The sequence below is a fragment of the Janthinobacterium sp. FW305-129 genome (genome assembly GCF_020858115.1).
Taxonomy (GTDB): Bacteria; Pseudomonadota; Gammaproteobacteria; order Burkholderiales; family Burkholderiaceae_D; genus Janthinobacterium.
Genome location: NZ_JACYMM010000007.1, coordinates 151,987 through 168,563, shown reverse-complemented (window position 1 = coordinate 168,563; position 16,577 = coordinate 151,987). Strand labels below are relative to the sequence as shown.

17 protein-coding genes are annotated in these 16,577 nt (G+C 63.5%); 9 read left to right on the top strand and 8 right to left on the bottom strand.

All coding sequences use genetic code 11. From position 1 onward, the window contains the following. Window positions 1-52: 52 nt before the first annotated feature. Genes IGS61_RS15935 through tsaB form a run of 4 tightly spaced genes read right to left on the bottom strand, consistent with a single transcriptional unit; the run spans window position 53 to window position 3,096 of the window. Window positions 53-991 (bottom strand): DUF1853 family protein, encoded by a 939-nt coding sequence (locus IGS61_RS15935; protein ID WP_230540481.1) that lies wholly within the window; start codon window positions 989-991, stop codon window positions 53-55. Then, entirely contained in the window at window positions 984-1,886 is a 903-nt protein-coding gene (locus IGS61_RS15930; RefSeq protein ID WP_230540480.1) for a uracil-DNA glycosylase, read from the bottom strand. The genes IGS61_RS15935 and IGS61_RS15930 overlap by 8 nt, the downstream gene beginning before the upstream one ends. Further along, window positions 1,883-2,374, bottom strand: a complete 492-nt coding sequence (gene rimI / locus IGS61_RS15925; protein WP_230540478.1) for a ribosomal protein S18-alanine N-acetyltransferase — start codon at window positions 2,372-2,374, stop codon at window positions 1,883-1,885. Before rimI ends, IGS61_RS15930 begins: the two co-directional genes overlap by 4 nt. Then, the gene (gene tsaB / locus IGS61_RS15920) at window positions 2,371-3,096 is read right to left on the bottom strand and encodes a tRNA (adenosine(37)-N6)-threonylcarbamoyltransferase complex dimerization subunit type 1 TsaB (RefSeq protein ID WP_230540476.1); all 726 of its coding nucleotides are present in this window, start codon (window positions 3,094-3,096) and stop codon (window positions 2,371-2,373) included. The genes rimI and tsaB overlap by 4 nt, the downstream gene beginning before the upstream one ends. Window positions 3,097-3,357: 261 nt before the next feature. On the opposite strand from tsaB, the gene dapC reads away from it, so the two are divergent. The 7 genes from dapC (at window position 3,358) to IGS61_RS15885 (ending at window position 11,844) form a co-directional block, all read left to right on the top strand. Continuing rightward, entirely contained in the window at window positions 3,358-4,587 is a 1,230-nt protein-coding gene (gene dapC, locus IGS61_RS15915; protein WP_230540469.1) for a succinyldiaminopimelate transaminase, read from the top strand. 17 nt (window positions 4,588-4,604) lie between these two features. Then, a complete protein-coding gene (dapD, locus tag IGS61_RS15910; protein WP_070223998.1) occupies window positions 4,605-5,432 on the top strand; it encodes a 2,3,4,5-tetrahydropyridine-2,6-dicarboxylate N-succinyltransferase in 828 nt (275 codons plus the stop codon). A gap of 122 nt (window positions 5,433-5,554) precedes the next feature. Beyond that, window positions 5,555-7,102, top strand: a complete 1,548-nt coding sequence (locus tag IGS61_RS15905; RefSeq protein WP_230540468.1) for an FAD-dependent oxidoreductase — start codon at window positions 5,555-5,557, stop codon at window positions 7,100-7,102. A gap of 133 nt (window positions 7,103-7,235) precedes the next feature. Beyond that, complete coding sequence (locus tag IGS61_RS15900; RefSeq protein ID WP_230540467.1) at window positions 7,236-7,592, top strand: ArsC family reductase; 357 nt, start codon at window positions 7,236-7,238, stop codon at window positions 7,590-7,592. Between the two features lie 69 nt (window positions 7,593-7,661). Then, complete coding sequence (gene dapE, locus IGS61_RS15895) at window positions 7,662-8,798, top strand: succinyl-diaminopimelate desuccinylase (RefSeq protein ID WP_230540465.1); 1,137 nt, start codon at window positions 7,662-7,664, stop codon at window positions 8,796-8,798. Window positions 8,799-8,854: 56 nt separating this feature from the next. Next, a complete protein-coding gene (prmB, locus tag IGS61_RS15890) occupies window positions 8,855-9,745 on the top strand; it encodes a 50S ribosomal protein L3 N(5)-glutamine methyltransferase (RefSeq protein ID WP_230540459.1) in 891 nt (296 codons plus the stop codon). Between the two features lie 104 nt (window positions 9,746-9,849). After that, window positions 9,850-11,844 carry an ATP-binding cassette domain-containing protein gene (locus tag IGS61_RS15885; RefSeq protein ID WP_230540458.1) on the top strand — a complete coding sequence of 665 codons (1,995 nt, stop codon included), beginning with the start codon at window positions 9,850-9,852 and terminating at the stop codon, window positions 11,842-11,844. 170 nt (window positions 11,845-12,014) lie between these two features. On the opposite strand, the gene IGS61_RS15880 is transcribed toward IGS61_RS15885, so the two are convergent. Beyond that, complete coding sequence (locus IGS61_RS15880) at window positions 12,015-12,497, bottom strand: chemotaxis protein CheW (RefSeq protein ID WP_230540452.1); 483 nt, start codon at window positions 12,495-12,497, stop codon at window positions 12,015-12,017. A gap of 194 nt (window positions 12,498-12,691) precedes the next feature. Here IGS61_RS15880 and arfB point away from each other — a divergent pair, with 194 nt between their 5' ends. Next, entirely contained in the window at window positions 12,692-13,090 is a 399-nt protein-coding gene (gene arfB, locus IGS61_RS15875) for an alternative ribosome rescue aminoacyl-tRNA hydrolase ArfB (RefSeq protein WP_230540450.1), read from the top strand. Here arfB and IGS61_RS27850 read toward each other — a convergent pair whose 3' ends face one another. The 3 genes from IGS61_RS27850 to IGS61_RS15865 all read right to left on the bottom strand — a co-directional run bounded on the left by IGS61_RS27850 (window position 13,091) and on the right by IGS61_RS15865 (window position 15,608). Continuing rightward, window positions 13,091-14,152, bottom strand: coding sequence for a hypothetical protein (locus IGS61_RS27850; RefSeq protein ID WP_329958062.1), 1,062 nt, complete (start codon window positions 14,150-14,152; stop codon window positions 13,091-13,093). It lies immediately after the preceding gene. Further along, window positions 14,128-14,949: a flagellar assembly protein A gene (locus IGS61_RS27845; RefSeq protein WP_329958061.1), complete on the bottom strand. Its 822-nt coding sequence runs from the start codon at window positions 14,947-14,949 to the stop codon at window positions 14,128-14,130. The genes IGS61_RS27850 and IGS61_RS27845 overlap by 25 nt, the downstream gene beginning before the upstream one ends. A 269-nt stretch (window positions 14,950-15,218) precedes the next feature. Further along, complete coding sequence (locus IGS61_RS15865) at window positions 15,219-15,608, bottom strand: hypothetical protein (RefSeq protein WP_230540448.1); 390 nt, start codon at window positions 15,606-15,608, stop codon at window positions 15,219-15,221. A 264-nt stretch (window positions 15,609-15,872) separates the two neighbouring features. Here IGS61_RS15865 and ompR point away from each other — a divergent pair, with 264 nt between their 5' ends. After that, a complete protein-coding gene (gene ompR / locus IGS61_RS15860) occupies window positions 15,873-16,574 on the top strand; it encodes an osmolarity response regulator transcription factor OmpR (RefSeq protein WP_223278807.1) in 702 nt (233 codons plus the stop codon). Window positions 16,575-16,577 lie beyond the last annotated feature (3 nt).

Sequence of the window (16,577 nt, the reverse complement as noted above, 5' to 3'; positions counted from 1 at the left end):
CAGACCCTGAGGATCTGACCCCGGATTTCATTTTGGGCTGAGAATTTCCGACCTACGCAGGCAGCGCGCCTGTCAGTCGCCGCGCGGCAGCCTGCTGCGTCCAGTCATGGGGCACGACAAAACCGCGCGTGCGCTCTACTTCCCAGCCTTCGACAGTATCCACCATGGCCACCATCACCGGTTGCGCCAGATCAAACAACTGCGCCCGCAAGGCTTCCACGTCCAGCACTTCCACGTCGCGCCCCTTGAACGGCGCCAGCCATTGCAATCGCGGCAGCACGATATAGCGCTGCGCGGGGAGTTGCGCCGGCGTGCACCAGAAGCCGTGTCCATGATCCGGGGAAATACCGTCCAGGGCGGGCGTGGCGTCCGGTGCATAAAACAGCCAGCCCTTGACCAGCGCCTGCGCCGCGCGCACGGGCTGCGCCAGCAGGCTTTGCGCGGCCGGATGGCGGGACAAGGCTAGTTGCTTGTCGAGAATCTTGCGCATCTTCAAGCCCAGGGTATCGGCCAGGTTCGGGCCGATCAAATGGTTGAAGACGCCGGGATCAGGCATCCCTTCGAGCAGGTAGAACTTAGTGGCAAATTCCCAGTGCAACAATTCACTCTCGTCACGCAGCAGGAAATCGAACTCGCCCACCGTATCGTTGCGGTTCACTTGCACCTGCAAACCATGCGCGGCCAGCACGCCGTGTTGCTCAAAATAAAAGGCCAGCAGCTTTTCAGCATACAGGCCCAGGCGGGAATAGAACCGGCTACCCAACGCCGCATCGAGCGGCGACGGATCATCCTGCAGCGCCCCCAGCCACGCCGCCACGGCGGGCGTGACGGCAGGCAAGCTGGCGATGCGCCCGCCCCAGTGGGGGCTGGCAGGATCGAGCAAGTCGGGCGAATCGAGCAGCCAGGCCAGCGCCCGCACGCGGGGGTGCGTCAGATGGCCCCAGCGCTGCTCGAAGCGGACCTGGAAGGTAGCGACGGCCGTATCAAGCACCGTGCGTGCTTTTCGCCAGGCACAGGTCGGCCCAGGCACGCGCCTTGGCCTTGCCCGTCCCGTCCTGCAACAGTTGCTCTGGGTGGAAGGTGGCCACGACGGAGGCATTGCCCAGCTGGCGCACCGTGCCCCGTACGGGCTTTTCGCCGGGATTGATGCCGGCGGCGGCCATGGAACCGAGCGTCAAAATAGTGCGCGGCTGCAACAGGGCCAGTTCGCGCTCGAAATACGGGCGGCAGGCGGCGGACTCGGCTTCTGTCGGCAAGCGTTCCTGGCCAGCCTCGTCGAGCGGACGGCATTTCAGCAAGTGGCTAATATACACATCGCTGCCCGCATCGACGGCGATGGCTTTCAGCATATTGTCGAGCAATTTGCCCTGCTCGCCCGGCAAGGCGCGCCCTTCGCGCTCTTCCAGCCGGGACGGGCTGCTGGCCAGCATCAGCCAATCGCCCTGGCGGTCGCCACGGCCCATGACGACGCCCTTGCGCGTCTTGCACAAGTCGCAGCGCGCACATTTGGCGACGGCGGCCGTCAAGCCATCCCAGTCGAGGGCGGCGATATCCGTATCGCTGAGCTGCTTCACGGGCGGCGGCGGGGGTGCGTCGTCGAACCAGGCCGTATCGTCGGATGCGGCGGCAGCCACGGGTGTAGCGGCCACGGCAACGGGCGCCGCAACCTCCACAGTGTCCACGGCTGCCACCTCGGCCAGCACTTCGACCACAGGCGCCGGGACAGCGACGGGTGCGGCAACTTCGGCCACGGGTTCCGCCACGGCCACTTCCAGTTCCACAGGGGCCTCGGCGGCGACGTCCACGACCTCGGGCGCGGCGCCCTGGCGCAGGCGCCACAACGGCCCCACACCCATTTCATCGAGGAAAACGGCGCTGCGGCTCATAAGGTATAACGCATCACGATGGCGTCCTCACGTTGCGAATTGGCGGCCGGATAATATCCCTTGCGCCGGCCGATCTGTGCAAATCCATAGCGCTGGTAAATATCGAGCGCGCGCACGTTCGACGGGCGCACTTCCAGCAGCATCGATTCCATGCCCAGCTGGCGCGCGCAGGCGCAGGACTGGTTCAGCAGGAAGCGGCCCAGTCCCTGCCCCTGGATGGCGCCCTCGACGGCCACGTTCAGCAAGTGCGCCTCGTCGACGACCAGCATCAGCAAGAAGTAGCCGAGCAAGGTGCCGTCCACGTCGCGCAAGACCCAGGCCGGGTAGCCGCTCTTGAGGGAATCGACGAAGTTGCCATGCGTCCAGGGATGCGGATACACGCGCTGCTCCAGCGCCAGCACCTCCAACAGGTCCGCTTCGACCATCGGCTGATAGTCGAGGCGCAGCAAGTCCCAGCCGGCAGCATTGTCCTGGCCCGCTACGCTCATTGCGCGGACTCCGCAGCGGCCTTGGCCTGTTGCATCTCTTGCCGTTCCGCGCTGGTAAAGGCGATCTTGTTGCGCAAATACAAAGGCTGCGCCTCGGCCGCCGTCACGCACTGGCCGGCCGCAAACGCGATGCGCGCCAGCTGCGCCACCTGCACGGCGTGCGGCATGATGGCGGCGTCGGCCGTGGCGGCGCACGGCAGCCCAGCCAATGCGTCGGCATAGGCGCTAAAACCGTTGCCGCAACCGGCGACGTCGCCTTGCGGCGCCACGCCGGCCGGCGCGCTCAGGGCCGGCGGCAAGACGGCCTGCAAGCCATTTTGATACTCATATTGCGCCCAGTACACTTCGCCCATGCGGGCGTCGAGCACGGTCACGATGTGTTGCGCGCCATGCTGCTGGTGGCAGGCGAGCGCCATGGCGTCGAGGGTCACGACGGGCACGACGGGCAGGCTGGCGCCATAGGCCAGGCCCTGGGCGATGCCGCAAGCCGTGCGCACGCCCGTAAACGAGCCGGGGCCGGAGCCGTAGGCGATGGCGTCGACGTCGGCCAGGGTCACGCCCGCTTCGGCCAGCAATTCCTGCACCATCGGCAAGATCGACTGGGAATGGGTGCGCACGCCCGACGAGGCGCGGGACAGGACGACATCGCCGCGCAACAAGGCGCAGGAGGCGAGTTCGGACGACGTTTCAATAGCAAGCAAGGTGGGAAGTAAGATAGGCATGCCGTATTTTACCTTGCCGCGCCATGGCGCGGCACTCCCCGCTGCCGCATGGCGTGGCAAGCCGGGCAGCGATCAGGCCGGTGCAGCTTGAGACGGCTTGCACAGCGGCCCCGCGAGGACGGCTATAATGAACGACGCAGCCTATTATTTGACCGGCATCAAGTCTGCCGCGCCAAGCAATCGTTCAGCCATGACTAAGCAACACTACCAAGCCACATCGCTCAGCAACATCGTCTTTCCACTCTTGCCCTGGTCCGTTCCGTGAATCCACTTCTTGCTAAACTGCAACCATATCCATTCGAAAAGCTGCGCCAGCTGTTTGCCGGCGTGACCGTCAATCCCGAGTACGCGCCCATCAGCCTGGGCATGGGCGAACCCAAGCACCCGACGCCGGCCTTCATCGAGCAGGCGCTGGTCGACAATATCCACGGCCTGGCCAGCTACCCGACCACCATCGGCTCGGAAGCCTTGCGCGGCGCGATTGCCGGCTGGCTGGAACGCCGCTACGGCATCCCCAAGCTCAATCCTGCCACGCAAATCCTGCCCGTGAACGGTTCGCGCGAAGCGCTGTTTGCGCTGGCGCAAACGGTGATCGATCCGTCGGCCGGTTCGCTCGTGATCAGCCCGAATCCGTTTTACCAGATCTATGAAGGTGCGGCCTACCTGGCAGGCGCCGAACCGTATTTCGTCAATTCCGACCCCACGCGCAATTTCGGCTGCGACTACGATAGCGTGCCCGCCTCTGTCTGGGAAAAAGTGAAACTGCTGTTCCTGTGTTCACCGGGCAACCCGACGGGCGCCGTGCTCACCCTGACGGACTGGGAACACCTGTTCGCCCTGTCCGAGCGCTATGATTTCGTCATCGCCGCCGACGAGTGCTACTCCGAGATCTACCACGGCGACACGCCGCCGCTGGGCGCGCTGCAGGCGGCGCACATGCTGGGCCTGTCCACGATCGAGCGCCCGTATGCCCGCCTGGTGGTGTTTTCCAGCCTGTCGAAGCGTTCGAACGTGCCGGGCATGCGCTCGGGCTTCGTCGCCGGCGATGCGGAAGTATTGAAAAAATTCCTGCTCTACCGAACCTACCACGGCGGCGCCATGAGCCCCGCCGTGCAGGCGGCCTCCGTCGCGGCCTGGAACGACGAAACCCATGTCGAGGAAAATCGCGCCAAGTACCGCGCCAAGTTCGATGCCATCACGCCGCTGCTGCAGGCGGTGATGGACGTGCAATTGCCGGACGCCGGCTTCTACCTGTGGGCCGACGTCAGCCGCACGGGACTGTCCGACACCGAATTCGCGCAACGCCTGTACGCCGAATATAATGTCACGGTATTGCCTGGCAGCTACCTGGCGCGCGACGCGCACGGCATCAATCCGGGCCGCAACCGCATCCGCATGGCCCTGGTGGCCGAAACGGCCGAAGGGCTGGAAGCGGCGTTGCGCATAGTAAAATTCTGCCAGCAGCTTTCCGCATCCGCATCAACCAACTAAATGAATAAGACATCATCATGAGCCAACAACTGCAAACCATCATCGACCAGGCCTGGGAAAACCGCGCCGAGATCAATCCGCGCAACGGCACGGCCGAACTGCGCGACGCCGTCTCCCACGTCATCAATGGCCTGGACAACGGCAGCATCCGCGTGGCCGAAAAAACCTCGGGCGACTGGGTCGTCAACCAGTGGGTCAAGAAAGCCGTGCTGCTGTCGTTCCGCCTGGAAGACAACGTCGTCCTGCCATCCGACGGCACGATGCAGTTCTACGACAAGGTGCCGACCAAGTTCGCCAACTACACGGCCGAAGACTTCGCCAAGGGCGGTTTCCGCGTGGTGCCGCCAGCCGTTGCCCGCCGCGGCAGCTTCATCGCCAAGAACGTCGTGCTGATGCCGTCCTACGTCAACATCGGCGCCTACGTCGATGAAGGCGCCATGGTCGACACCTGGGCCACCGTCGGCTCCTGCGCGCAGATCGGCAAGAACGTCCACCTGTCCGGCGGCGTCGGCATCGGCGGCGTGCTGGAACCAATGCAAGCGAACCCGACCATCATCGAAGACAATTGCTTCATCGGCGCCCGTTCGGAAATCGTCGAAGGCGTGATCGTCGAAGAAAACTCCGTCATCTCGATGGGCGTGTACATCGGCCAGTCGACCAAGATCTACGACCGCGCCACGGGCGAAGTGACCTACGGCCGCGTGCCGGCCGGCTCCGTCGTGGTGTCGGGCAACCTGCCTTCGGAAGACGGCAAGTACTCGCTGTACTGCGCCGTGATCGTCAAGCGCGTGGATGCAAAGACCCGCGCGAAAACGGGCATCAACGAGTTGCTGCGCGGTATTTAATTAATGCGCCACAAGGCGCACGCAGCACCCTGAATGTCCCGCCCCGGCGGGACATTTTCGTTTCCTACCAGCAACTTCAATCGTCCCGCTGTCCTGTTCCATCCTGTCCTATACTGGATGGCATGAATACTCCTCCCGTATTGATCGTCGGCGCCGGTCCTACCGGCCTCATGCTTGCCTTGCGCCTGGCGCGCCATGGCGTCGATTGCCGCATCATCGATAAAAACAGCGGGCCGGGCCAGGCGTCGCGGGCCATGGCCGTGCATGCGCGCACCCTGGAGTTTTACCAGCAGCTGGGCTTTGCGGACGAGCTGGTCAGCCTGGGCATCAAGATCAATGCCATGAATATCCACGAGGGCGGCGAAGAACTGGTAAAACTGGCGCTGGGCGAGATCGGCGAGGGGCTGAGCCCCTACCCTTTCGTGCTGAGCCTGCCCCAGGACGAGCATGAACGCTTTCTTATCAGCAAGCTGGCGGCGGCCGGCGTGCACGTGGAATGGAACGTCACGCTGGACCTGTGGACGCAAGACGATAGCGAAGTGCAAGCCATCCTGCTCCACAACGGCGAACGTCAATATTGCACGTTTGACTACATCTGCGGCTGCGACGGCGCCCGCAGCAAGGTACGCGAGATCGCCGGCTTCGAGTTTTCCGGCGGCACCTATGACCACCTGTACTACGTGGCCGATGCGCAAGTGGCGGGCAAGAATACGGATTTGCACGCCCACCTGGGCGCGAACTCTTTTGCACTGATGTTGCCCGTGCGCACCAGCGGCATGCAGCGCCTGATCGGCATCCTGCCCGACCGCCCCGATGGCGCGCCCGCGCCCGTCTTCGACGACGTGCGCGGCGACGTGGAAACCCTGCTGGGCATCCACGTCGAGCACGTGAACTGGTTTTCCACCTATAAAGTCCATCACCGGGTGGCGGCGCAGTTCCGCGCGCGGCGCTGCTTCATTCTCGGCGACGCGGCCCATTTGCACAGCCCCGTGGGCGGCCAGGGCATGAACACGGGCCTGGGCGACGCCGTCAACCTGGCCTGGAAGCTGGCGCAAAAGCTGCATGGCCAAAGCAACGACGCCCTGCTCGACACCTATGAAAGCGAGCGCATCGTGTTTGCCCGCAAGCTCGTCGCCACCACCGACCGCGCCTTCCAGGCCATCGTCGCGCAAGGCATCGCCGGGCAATTCCTGCGCCGCTGGCTGGTGCCGCACGCGCTGCCCTTCTTGTCCGGCTTCGAGCGGGCGCGCCGCTTGCTGTTCAAGACCGTGTCGCAAATCGAGATCAGCTATGAAGACAGCGCCCTCTCCGCCGGCCATGCGCAATACCTGCGCGGCGGCGACCGCCTGCCGTGGTTTTCGGACGGCACGCAAGACAACTTCACGGCCCTGCGCAGCATGGATTGGCAATTGCACATCTATGGCGAGCCGGCGCCCGAACTGCTCGACGAAGCGCGCGTGCTGAAACTGCCCGTGCATTGCTACACCTACAACGTGGCCGCCAAGCTGGCCGGCCTGGGCCGCGACGCGGCCTACCTGGTGCGCCCCGACGGCCACATCGCGCTGGCCCTGCACCTGCAGGAAAGCGGCGCCCTGCGCGCCCTGGCCTTGCGGCTTGGCCTGCATTTTGGTCCGCAAGAGATGGGCAAGACGGCGCCCCGGCCTGTGTAAGGGAATCACGGGGCCGTGTTGCACTGCCGCATCGACTGCGCATCGACTGTATAATGTCGGCTACCATCGCATTTTGTGCTGGCGCAAGCGCTGCGATCAAGCGAACCGCATTCATTCCCCCTTAGCCCTACCCATGACGACCATTACACTCTACGGTATCCCCAATTGCGATACCGTCAAAAAGGCCCGCACCTGGCTGGCCGCGCAGCAACTCGATTTCACCTTCCACGACTTCAAGAAACAGGGCCTGGAACGCGCCACCGTCGAGGCGTGGCTGCAGCAATTGCCGTGGGATGTGCTGGTCAACAAGAAAGGCACGACCTGGCGCGCCCTGTCCGACGAGCGCAAAGCGTCGATCACGGATCCGGCCAGCGCTTTGGAACTGATGCTGGAAAACCCGTCCATCATCAAGCGCCCCGTGCTGGACAAGGATGGCCAGTTCAGCGTGGCGTTTTCGGATGCCCAGTACAAAACCATTTTCTCAGTTTAAACCCGACACCTGCAAGGCTGAGGTCGTACGGGGACGCCGAGTCCCAAGAGTACGACCCCGCTCCACACCATGACCACCTCCAAAACCCTCGCCCTGACCGAAAAACTGATCGCCCTGTCCTCGGTCACGCCCGACGACAAGGGCTGCCAGCAGCACCTGATCGACCTCCTCACGCCGCTGGGCTTTGTCTGCGAGACGATCCAGTCGAACGACGTCACCAACCTGTGGGCACGCCGTGGCACGACGTCCCCCGTGTTCGTCTTTGCCGGCCATACGGACGTCGTGCCCACCGGCCCCGTCGAGCAATGGCGCTCGGAACCGTTCATTCCCACGCACCGCGACGGCAAGCTGTACGGCCGTGGCGCGGCCGACATGAAGACCTCGATTGCCGCCATGGTTGTTGCTTGCGAGGAATTTATTGCGGCCACGCCCGACCACTCGGGCTCGATCGCCTTTCTGATCACCAGCGACGAGGAAGGCCCGGCCACGGACGGCACCGTCATCGTGTGCGAGCAACTGAAGGCACGCGGCGAGCAGATCGACTATTGCCTGGTGGGCGAGCCGACCTCGAGCGCCCAACTGGGCGACATGATCAAGAACGGCCGCCGCGGTTCGCTGTCGGGCCGGCTGACGATCAAGGGCGTGCAAGGCCATATCGCCTACCCGCACCTGGCGAAAAACCCGATCCACGAGGCGGCGCAGGCGCTGGCCGACCTGGTCGAGGAAAAATGGGACGCGGGCAACGAGTATTACCTGCCGACCTCGTGGCAAATGTCCAACATCAACGCGGGCACGGGCGCCAACAACGTGATTCCGGGCGACATGGTGATCGACTTCAATTTCCGCTTTTCCACGGCCAGCACGGCGGAAAACCTGCAGGAAAGAGTCCATGCCATCCTCGACAAGCATGACTTGCAATACGATTTGCAGTGGACCCTGAGCGGCCTGCCCTTCCTCACGCCGCGCGGCACGCTCTCCGATGCGCTGTCTGCCGCCATCCTGGAAGAAACGGGCCTCACGACGGAGCTGTCGACCACGGGCGGCACCTCGGATGGCCGGTTTATCGCGCAAATCTGCCCCCAAGTGATAGAATTCGGGCCGCCCAATGCCAGTATTCACAAGATCGACGAGCACATCGAACTGCGCCACATCGATCCCCTGAAGAATATTTACCGGCGCACGCTGGAGCATTTGCTGCCCGTCTGAACCAGAATACCGAGGCCCGTCACGGCGGGCCAGAACACCGTCTTTTCGAGAATGCCATGACCCCGAACCCGTTTTCCACGCCACGCGACCTGCTGCGCTACGCCGTTACCCGTTTTAACACCGCCAAGCTGTTTTTCGGCCACGGCAGCGCCGAAGCGTTCGACGAAGCGGCCTATCTGATCCTGCACACGTTGAAGTTGCCGCTCGACAAGCTCGAACCGTTTCTCGACGCCAAATTGCTGCCGTCGGAAGTGGCCAGCGTCATGGCGGTCATCGACCGCCGCAGCATCGACCGCGTGCCGGCCGCCTACATCACCAAGGAAGGCTGGCTGGGCACGTATAACTTCTACGTGGACGAGCGCGTGATCGTGCCCCGCTCCTTCATCGCCGAGCTGATCCCTGAATACTTCTCGCCATGGGTGGCGGAACCGGAAGCCGTGGAAAACATCCTGGAACTGTGCACCGGCTCGGGCTGCCTGTCGATCATGATGGCCGACGCCTTCCCGAACGCCAGCGTCGACGCCGTGGACATTTCCGCCGACGCCCTGGCCGTGGCCAAGCGCAACGTCGACACGTATAAATTGCAGGACCGCGTGAACCTGATCGAATCGGACCTGTACACGAATGTGCCGGCCAAGAAATATGATTTGATCATCAGCAACCCGCCGTACGTGAATTCCGCGTCGATGGGCGCCCTGCCCCAGGAGTACCTGGCCGAACCGCAAATCGCCCTCGACGGCGGCAGCGACGGCATGGACCTGGTGCGCAAGATCATCGCCGGCGCGGCCGAGCGCCTGACGGACGACGGCATCCTGATGATTGAAATCGGCAACGAACGCGAATACGCGGAAGCGGCCTTCGGCGAACTGGGCCTGACCTGGCTGACGACGAGCGCCGGCGACGACATGGTGTTCCTGCTGACGGCCGAGCAGCTCAAGCTGGTTTAATTGACAAACGCACGACCTCACTCAACCCAACAGCAAATGCCGGGGTCGTACCCTCAGGGTACGACCCCAGGTTTCCGCCTCTGGGTTAAAACACAAAGAAAATAATGATACGTTTCCTACAAGTAAGCCTGATGCGCGGCATCAAACCGTTGCTCGAACAAGTCGATGTCACCCTCAATCCGGGCGACAAGATCGGCCTGATCGGCGCCAATGGCGCGGGCAAATCGAGCCTGTTCGCCATGATGCGCGGCGAACTGCACCCTGACCAGGGCGAGATCGATTTCCCGGCCAAGTGGCGCGTGGCTTACGTGGCGCAGGAAACCCCGCCGCTGGACCGTGCCGCGCTCGACTACGCCATCGACGGCGACGTGACCCTGCGCAAGCTGGAAGCGGAACTGGCGCGCCTGGAATCGGAACCGGCCACGTCGGAAAACGGCATCGCCATCGGCGAAATCTACAGCGCACTGGCCGATGCGGACGCCTACACCGTGCAGTCGCGCGGCGAGCAATTGCTGCTGGGCCTGGGCTTTACCCTGGACCAGATGCAGCAGCCTGTCGCCAGCTTCTCCGGCGGCTGGCGCATGCGTCTGAACCTGGCGCAAGCGCTGATGTGCCCGTCCGACCTGCTGCTGCTCGATGAACCGACCAACCATTTGGATCTGGACGCCATCATCTGGCTGGAAGACTGGCTGAAACGCTACGCCGGCACCTTGCTGATCATTTCCCATGACCGCGACTTCCTCGACGAAGTGGTCAACGTGGTCGTGCATATCGACGAGCGCAAGCTGAAACGCTACTCGGGCAACTATTCGAGCTTCGAGCGCCAGCGCGCGGCGCAGATGATCCTGGCCGCCGGCGCGCTGGAAAAGCAGCAGCGCAAGCGTGCCCATCTGGAATCGTTCGTGAACCGCTTCAAGGCGCAAGCTTCCAAAGCCCGCCAGGCGCAAAGCCGCATGAAGGCGCTGGCAAAGATGGAAGAACTGGCGCCGCTGCGCGCCGCCGCCGAATTCTCGTTCGAATTCCGCGAGCCTTTGAGCGCCCCGAACCCGCTGCTGGTGATGGAAGACGTCGACGCGGGCTACAAGATCGAAAACGAAGCGACGGGCGAGATCACGCATAAAACCATCGTCAACGGCATCAAGTTTTCGCTGCAGATCGGCCAGCGCATCGGCCTGCTGGGCCAGAACGGCGCCGGCAAATCGACCCTGATCAAGACCATCGCGGGCGAACTGATGCCTTTGACGGGCGACGCCACCATGGGCAAGGGCCTCAACATCGGCTACTTCGCCCAGCACCAGGTGGAAATGCTGCGCCACGACGAATCGCCGCTGTGGCATCTGGCCAAGATCGCGCCGACCGTGCGCGAGCAGGAACTGCGCAACTTCCTCGGCGGCTTCAACTTCCCCGGCAACATGGTCACCGCGTCCATCGCCCCGTTCTCGGGCGGCGAAAAAGCCCGCCTGGCGCTGGCCCTGATCGTCTGGCAGCGTCCGAATTTGCTGCTGCTCGATGAACCGACCAACCATCTGGACCTGGAAACGCGCGAAGCGCTGACGGAAGCGCTGGCCCAGTTCGAAGGCACGCTGGTCGTCGTTTCCCATGATCGCCATTTGCTGCGCGCCACCACGGACGAATTCATCATCGTGGCCGACGGCAAGCTGCAGCCGTTCGACGGCGACCTGGACGACTACAAGGATTGGCTGTTCAAGACCAAGCTGGGTAAAGGTACCGATGTGCTGCCGGCCGCCGGCAAGGCCAACAAGACCGATTTCCCCGTAACGTCGTCCGTCCCTGCGCCGGCCGCCGCCCCTGCCGCACCCGTGCGCGACAAGCGCAAGGAAGCGGAAGAGCGCCAGAAAACGGCCGCCCTGCGCAAGCCGATCGAAAACAAGATCAAGCGCCAGGAAGAGCAGATCGCCAAGCGCAACGCGCAAAAAGCGGAAACCGACGCCAAGCTGGGCGAGCCAACCATCTACGACGCGGCCAACAAGGCCAAGCTGAAACAGTTGCTGGCCGACCAGACCTTCTTCACCAAGGACCTGGCGCAGCTGGAAGCGGAATGGCTCGATTTGCAGGATCAGCTGGAGAAACTCGGCTGATGAAGACACCTGCCCAAACCTGCTGCGCGTCGGGATTTGCGGCCTGCGATGCTCACTGTACCTTCGTACAGTTGCGCTTCTCGGCCACAACTTCCTTCCGCTCGCGACGGTTTTGTCAGGCGTCGGAAATGCAGTGAAAACAATAAAACGGCTCATTCAAGCCGTTTTGTTTATGCCACCTGCATGGGGCTGGGGCTGCGGATCGCCATCAGGCGGTCGATGTCGACGAGGATCAACCTGCGTCCCGCCACCGTGCCCAGGCCCAGCAGGTAATCGGCTTCCGTCTCGCCCAAACCGGGCACGGCGGCGATGTCGGCGGGCGCCAGGCTGACGATGTCGGTGACGCCGTCGACCACCATGCCCATCACGCCATTGCTCAGTTGCAAGATGATCACGTCGGTGGCGGGGTCGGGCGCGCCGTGGGCGCTGCCGAACGCGGCGCGCATGTCGACGATGGGAATGATCACGCCGCGCGAGACGGCCACGCTTTGCAGCACTTCCCCTTCCGAGGAAAAGCGGTCAAGTTCCTTCAGCGGGCGCAATTCCCGCACGCAGCGATAATCGAGGCCGTATTCCAGGCCGCCCAGCCGGAAGCTCAGGTACTGCGTCAGGTATTGGGCCGATGCGGCGCCAGGCGTGGTCGTGGGCTGCATGGTGTTCCTTTCATCCGGTAAGCGCTGCCAGATGCGCAGTGGCGCAACGTTGGCCCCATGCTAACCAGCATCGCCGCCGCCAGCGTTGAGAAACATCAACTTTCCAGGAAGACAGCACCGTGTGCGGCCACGGCCTTGCGCCGGCGCAGCCATCTTCCCTTACAATAGCCCCATCGTTTCCCCACAGGCAGGCCATGCAACACCTCGTCAATCCCGCTGAAGTTGAATTTTCCGCCATTCGCGCCCAAGGGCCGGGCGGGCAGAATGTCAACAAGGTGTCCAGCGCCATCCATCTGCGCTTTCCCATTGCCGCCTCGTCGCTGCCGGATGCGTACAAGGAGCGCCTGCTGGCCCTGCGCGACAGCCGCATCAGCAAGGATGGCGTGCTGGTGCTCAAGGCGCAGCAGTCGCGCAGCCAGGAACAGAACAAGGAAGAAGCCTTGCGGCGCCTGCAGGAAATCATCGACAGCGTGACCTTCCTGCCCGCCGTGCGCCGCGCCACCAAGCCCACGCGCAGCTCGCAGCGGCGCCGCCTCGACAGCAAGAGCACGCACAGCGTCTTGAAACAGTCGCGCGGAAAAGTGACGGATTAACTACGGCGGCGGCTGGTACGTCCAGTCCAGGCTGCCTGTGCTGTCCGCAAACACGGCTTGCGTCACCGGCGTGGCGCTGCGCAACAGCGCCTTGATCTCTTTCGGCGGCCGGTCGTAGACCTTGGCCTGCCCAGGTGGCACGACCAGGGCGCGCACCGTCGTTTCGCCATCGACCAGGCCCAGGGTGCAGCGCGACTGGCCGGCCGTCGCCTGCCGCTCCTGGCGCAGCTGCGCCACCAGCGCCAGCATCTGCGCGTGCAGGATTTCCGACTGTTTGACTTCCAGCCGCAGCCGCGCCACCTCCTTCAGGACGGGGGCGATGCGCGCGGCCAGTTTGTCGTACTGCAACTGTTGCGCCGGCTGCAGCTGCAATTCGCCGCGCCGCAGCTGGCCCGCCAGGGCCAGGTAATTGCGCACCTCGGGCAATTGCGCGATGGCATCGATTTCCTGCTGGCGCTTGTGCTGCAACTGCTGGTATTGCGCCGCCTTCGCCAGGCTTTCCGCAATTCTCTGCTCCAGGACGCTCAAATCGGGCACCAAGGGGAACAGCAGCATCTCCACCTGCCTGCGCGGACCGGCGCTGCCGATGCGGATGATGCGCGCCGCCACGGCGCAGCCTTCAGCCAGTTCAATGACGACCTCGTCGGCGATGATCTCGCAATTGCTGGCGCTGTCGATCACCACGCGCGTGCCGGCGATGACGCAGCTTTCGGCGCGCTTCACGTGCACTTCGCCGCTGAGCGCCTGCAGCACGGAGCCGGAAGCGACGCCCTCGACGCGCACGTCGCCGTGTTCATTGAAGGCCGTGCCGCCCACCAGGTTGCGCTGCAACAAGATCAGCCCGCCGTGCGAGTGCAAATGCCCATACACGTCGCCATGGATGGTGATGTCGCTGCCGTCAAGCTGGCGCTGCTCCTGCACGTCGCCATATTCCTCGTAGGCGGCGCGCAGCTTCAGATTGCCCGTGGTGCGGCTGCTGACGCCTTCGCGGCTGACGATCTTGTTCTCGATGGAAATCTTGCCGCCCTCATCGACATTCACGTAACCAGCCTGGGTGGCCACGACGAAGTCGCCATCGCTGAAATGCTCGACGGCCGTGCCGCGCCGGCCACCGTAGCCAGGTCCAGCTCCAGCGGCGCGGGCGGCGGCAGCAGCTTGCCGGCCAGGTCGTAGCCGGGCAAGCCGGGCGCGCCTGGCAGCAGACGCAGCAGGCGCGCGTGTTTCTTGACTTGAGGAAAGCGGTTCTTGAAGCTGAGCAAATCCAGCCGGCCATCGGAGCGTTCGCGCGGCGCATCGTCGCGGTGGATGCCTTGCGACACTTCGGCCAGCCGGGCATCGCGCCCCGGCTGCGGCGGCAGCGCCCGCGCCACCGTGATGCGCTCGGCCTTGCCGCTGCCGAGAATGGCGCGCACGGCCACGCCATCGATGCCGTAGTGCACGCCCTTGCACCACAGGTCGGCCACCAGCTCGTCGAATTCGCGGCGCGCCGGCACCTGGCCATCCGCATCGGCAGGCAAGGCTTCAAAGTAAAACTCGGCGCTGTCGCCGCGGATCTTGACCTGTTTATATAACGCGCGGCGCTGGGGCGGGAATGGCGCCACGCGCACGGCGATGCGCAGCAAGGCGTCGCCCTTGGGCGCGGCGCGGGGCGCGGGGGCATGGAACAGGGTCAGCAGGAACAAACCGTAATCGAGGCCGGCCAGCAGCTGCCCGGACTGAAATAGTTGCTCGACGGCATCACGCAACTGCGCCGGCGCCAGCGACAGGTCCAAAAACACGCCCTCGTCGCGCTGGACGATGCCGCGCGGCAGGCCGGCAGCAGGGACCGCATCAGGAACGGGCACGTCGTCGTCGCTCACCACTCGCCTCCCCCGGCAACACATTCAGAGAATTGTCTCAGTGCACTAGAACAATATCACGGGGCGTGACGGTGTGCCGGATTAGCATAATCCTGGCGCAACAAACAGGGGAATGAAAAATGGAGATGGATGTTTCAGGTAAAGTCACGACATCTGGCAAGACCGTAGCGAGCGGAAGTGAATTGTGGCCGAGAAGCGGAACTGTATTTTAGTACAGTGAGCATCGCAGGCCACAAGTCGCGACGCGCAGTAGGTATTGCCGGATGTCATCAACGGCGCGGGGGATTCGAGTAAATATCCTGCCCCACTTCGTTGATCTGGCGGCGCAGGTCGCGCCGTTCGTCGGGCGTCATGCGGCCCGTGCGGCGCGACGCGTCGGCGCCTTCGCTGGCGCGGCGCTGCTCTTCGGCGCGCGTGTCGAAACTGCGTGCGTCACGCTGTTCGCGCAGTCGCGTATCATTGCTGTTGCTGCGCTGTACCTGCTCATACCGCTGGGCCTGCATTTGCTGCTGGTCGTCACGGCGTGGCGGCGGCTGGTTTTGCGCTGACGCCAGGCTGGCGGCGAACACGGAGCAAACGGCAAAGGCGGACAGCACAGCCGTACGTGCGGCGATAGCTGCGCTGGGAGCGGCGTGAATTTTTTTAGTAAAGATATTCATTGAGTTCCTCTTCCGCAATGCCGTATAAACTTAAAGCTGATTTCCACTGTGGCCCCAGTGTATGATGCTTTACACGGTGCAGTAAGAGTAATTGGGTAAAGTTTGTAACACTTTGTAATGGGTCGCCACAGCCCCTTGCCGACGCCGCGCGAGGCGTTACTATAGCAACTAATATACGATAACACGACACCCTAAATGACCACAACCTCCACTACCGGCAGCAACACGACAACGCAATCGATCCATGGCCACCAGGCAAAAATCATGGTGGTCGATGACGATGTGCGCCTGCGCGACCTGCTGCGCCGCTACCTGACCGAACAGGGTTTCAATGTCTTCACGGCAGAGAGCGCGACGGCCATGAACAAGCTGTGGCTGCGCGAACGCTACGACCTGCTGGTGCTCGACCTGATGCTGCCCGGCGAAGACGGCCTGTCCATCTGCCGCCGCCTGCGCGGCGCGGGCGACCAGACGCCGATCATCATGCTGACGGCCAAGGGCGAGGACGTGGACCGCATCGTGGGGCTGGAAATGGGTGCCGACGATTACCTGCCGAAGCCGTTCAACCCGCGCGAACTCGTGGCCCGCATCGGCGCCGTGCTGCGCCGCAAGGGTCCCGATGAAATCCCGGGTGCGCCGTCGGAAACGCCGCAAACCTTCGAATTCGGCGACTTCGTGCTGGACCTGGGCACGCGCACCCTGAAAAAGAACGGCGAAACGGTGCCGCTGACGACCGGTGAATTTTCCGTATTGAAAGTATTTGCCCGCCATGCGCGCCAACCGCTGTCGCGCGAAAAACTGATGGAACTGGCGCGCGGCCGCGAATACGAAGTGTTCGACCGCAGCCTGGACGTGCAGATTTCGCGCCTGCGCAAACTGATCGAACCAGATCCGTCGAGCCCGCTGTTCATCCAGACCGTGTGGGGCCTCGGCTACGTCTTCATCCCGGACGGACAGCCGCGCTGATCG

Excerpts from the sequence above, each read along its gene's own strand:
- IGS61_RS15930 (WP_230540480.1), bottom strand. The coding sequence starts at position 1,886 with ATGAGCCGCAGCGCCGTTTTCCTCGATGAAATGGGTGTGGGGCCGTTG.
- rimI (WP_230540478.1), bottom strand. The coding sequence starts at position 2,374 with ATGAGCGTAGCGGGCCAGGACAATGCTGCCGGCTGGGACTTGCTGCGC.
- tsaB (WP_230540476.1), bottom strand. The coding sequence starts at position 3,096 with ATGCCTATCTTACTTCCCACCTTGCTTGCTATTGAAACGTCGTCCGAA.
- dapD (WP_070223998.1), top strand. The coding sequence starts at position 4,605 with ATGAGCCAACAACTGCAAACCATCATCGACCAGGCCTGGGAAAACCGC.
- IGS61_RS15905 (WP_230540468.1), top strand. The coding sequence starts at position 5,555 with ATGAATACTCCTCCCGTATTGATCGTCGGCGCCGGTCCTACCGGCCTC.
- IGS61_RS15900 (WP_230540467.1), top strand. The coding sequence starts at position 7,236 with ATGACGACCATTACACTCTACGGTATCCCCAATTGCGATACCGTCAAA.
- dapE (WP_230540465.1), top strand. The coding sequence starts at position 7,662 with ATGACCACCTCCAAAACCCTCGCCCTGACCGAAAAACTGATCGCCCTG.
- prmB (WP_230540459.1), top strand. The coding sequence starts at position 8,855 with ATGACCCCGAACCCGTTTTCCACGCCACGCGACCTGCTGCGCTACGCC.
- IGS61_RS15885 (WP_230540458.1), top strand. The coding sequence starts at position 9,850 with ATGATACGTTTCCTACAAGTAAGCCTGATGCGCGGCATCAAACCGTTG.
- IGS61_RS15880 (WP_230540452.1), bottom strand. The coding sequence starts at position 12,497 with ATGCAGCCCACGACCACGCCTGGCGCCGCATCGGCCCAATACCTGACG.
- arfB (WP_230540450.1), top strand. The coding sequence starts at position 12,692 with ATGCAACACCTCGTCAATCCCGCTGAAGTTGAATTTTCCGCCATTCGC.
- IGS61_RS15865 (WP_230540448.1), bottom strand. The coding sequence starts at position 15,608 with ATGAATATCTTTACTAAAAAAATTCACGCCGCTCCCAGCGCAGCTATC.
- ompR (WP_223278807.1), top strand. The coding sequence starts at position 15,873 with ATGGTGGTCGATGACGATGTGCGCCTGCGCGACCTGCTGCGCCGCTAC.